The organism is Saccharopolyspora sp. (assembly GCF_017434145.1).
GTDB classification, from domain to species: Bacteria; Actinomycetota; Actinomycetes; order Mycobacteriales; family Pseudonocardiaceae; genus Saccharopolyspora_C; species Saccharopolyspora_C galaxeae.
In genome coordinates this window covers 1-2,102 of sequence record NZ_JAFRFW010000964.1, presented here as the reverse complement: position 1 = coordinate 2,102, position 2,102 = coordinate 1, and the positions used below count along the sequence as shown (strand labels likewise).

Genomic DNA, 2,102 nt, shown 5'->3' with positions numbered 1-2,102 from the left:
GATTCGACGGGCCGTACGCCGAGGCCAAGGAGGTCGTCGGCGGCTGGGCACTGATGCAGTTCGACACCCTCGAGGAGGCCATCGAGGGCCAGAAGGCGTTCGCGGATCTGCACGCCGAGCACTGGCCCGAGATCTCCATGGTCGCCACGCTCCGCCAGGTCGCCGACGAGCCGCCCGCGGCCGCGGAGGACTGACCCGGCGGAGGACTGACTGTGAGGATGGATCTGCCACCACGATGAAGGGCCTGCAGGATCGGTGTTTCGGTGGTGGGCTGTAGCTGACGGCCCTCGGATGTGACCCGTGGCCTGACTGGCCGTGATGCCTTACTCGCGACTTGTCCGTTCGGGGGTTGTCGGCACCGGCCCGGTCGGAGCGACTGGCCTGATCAGGAGCTTGACCGACCGCGGTGTTGCAGCGCCGCGATCGTGTCCCGTCACAGTCCCGCCGTGACTCCTCCCGGACCGGAACCACCTGTTGGTCCCACCGGATGTTGGAGGAACGCATGACCAGTCTGACGGAAATCGTCGATGTCGTCATCGGAGTCGATACGCACGTCGAGACACACACCGCCGCCGCGGTGCACGCACGCACTGGAGCGGTGCTCGATCAGATCACCGTCGCCACCACCGCCGACGGCTACCAGCAGCTACTCGACTTCGCCGACCACCACTCACAACTGCGGGCCTGGGCGATCGAAGGCACCGGCGGGCACGGCGCCGGCCTGACCCGCGCACTCGCGGTGCGCGAGGAGCTGGTGGTCGAGCTCGACCGCCCCGAACGAGCGCAACGACGGCACGGCGCGAAGTCCGACCCACTCGATGCGATCCGCGCCGCCCGCGAGGCGCTGTCCCGGCCCGAGCTGGGAACACCCCGTGCGGCCGGTGACCGGCAAGCGTTGTCAGTACTACTCGCGGCCCGCCGCTCCGCAGTCGACGGCTCCACCGTGGCGATGCGACAACTGTTCAGCCTGGTCATCGCCGCCCCTGAGCCGCTCCGCGAGGCCCTGCGCGGACGCCCGCTGCCCGAGGTGGTGAACATCGCCGCGAAGCTCCGCACCCGCACCAGCTGGGACACCGAAACCACCACGACCGCAACGGTGCTCAAGACACTGGCCCGCCGAGTACAAAGCCTGCAGAAAGAAGCAGACGAGCACGAAAAGCAGATCCTCGCGATCGTCAAAGCCTGGCGGCCGGACCTCCTCGCGCAGCTCGGCGTCGGCCCGATCGTCGCCGCCACCCTGCTCTGCGCATGGTCGCATCCAAGCCGCGTGCGCTCCGAGGCCGCATTCGCGATGCTCGCCGGCGTCGCACCGATCCCGGCGAACAGCGGGCAGGTCACCACCCGCTATCGGCTCAACCGGCACGGCGATCGCCAGCTCAACCGCGCCCTGCACACCGTCGTCCTCTCGCGCCAACGCTACGACCAGGCCACTCGTGACTACACCGCCCGCCGAACCGCCCAAGGCAAGACCCCACGCGAGATCAAACGATGCCTCAAGCGCTACATCGCCCGCGACCTCTACCGCCTACTTGAGCACCCGTGGACTACTTGACACCCATAGGAGCGTCGGCATCCGCGTGCTCGACGCAGAGTCGGCGGAGCGGCTCGAACGTGCGCTCGCGGCGACCGACGCCGATGGGGTCGCTATCGACGCCGGCCTGCGCCGCCGACCGGTCCTCATTCCCTCGAACCTGTGGGTTCCGGCGTTTTCGCCGCAAGGGCGGTTCCGGCTTCCGATCAACCTCGAATGGTCCGGCACACCCGATCAGCGGTGGCGCGACAGCGCAGACCTGCAGTCGCTCCTGATCGCCTACACCATCGTGATGACCGAGGGCCGCTACCGCGACATGGTTCGCTGGATCGACCCGGAAGTCCTCGCCGCCTGCGCCGATGAGGTCCTCTGGCCGCGGAACTACGAACCACTGTGGCGTCGCGCGCTCACAGAGTGGAGTCTCCTGTAGCCGCGGCTGCAAGTCACACTACGTCTTCCACCCGCTTCTCCGCCTCCTTGACCGTGATCCGCCCATCTATCAACAACGGAATTAACTCGTCCCGCGTCGCTGCGAGCAACCGGTTCTCGCAGATCGCCGACATCTCACGCT

General features: G+C 67.8%; 2 protein-coding genes and 1 pseudogene. All 3 read left to right on the top strand.

Features of this window, described 5'->3' with window-relative positions:
* Positions 1 to 194 (top strand): annotated as a pseudogene (locus IJH84_RS26055) (YciI family protein); the annotation flags it as partial.
* 308 nt (positions 195 to 502) lie between these two features.
* A complete protein-coding gene (locus IJH84_RS26050; RefSeq protein WP_295150080.1) occupies positions 503 to 1,552 on the top strand; it encodes an IS110 family transposase in 1,050 nt (349 codons plus the stop codon).
* A 25-nt stretch (positions 1,553 to 1,577) separates the two neighbouring features.
* The gene (locus IJH84_RS26045) at positions 1,578 to 1,961 is read left to right on the top strand and encodes a hypothetical protein (protein ID WP_295150077.1); all 384 of its coding nucleotides are present in this window, start codon (positions 1,578 to 1,580) and stop codon (positions 1,959 to 1,961) included.
* Positions 1,962 to 2,102 lie beyond the last annotated feature (141 nt).

Bases quoted from the DNA above. Each gene is read 5' to 3' on its own strand.
- IJH84_RS26050 (WP_295150080.1), top strand. From the start codon at position 503: ATGACCAGTCTGACGGAAATCGTCGATGTCGTCATCGGAGTCGATACG.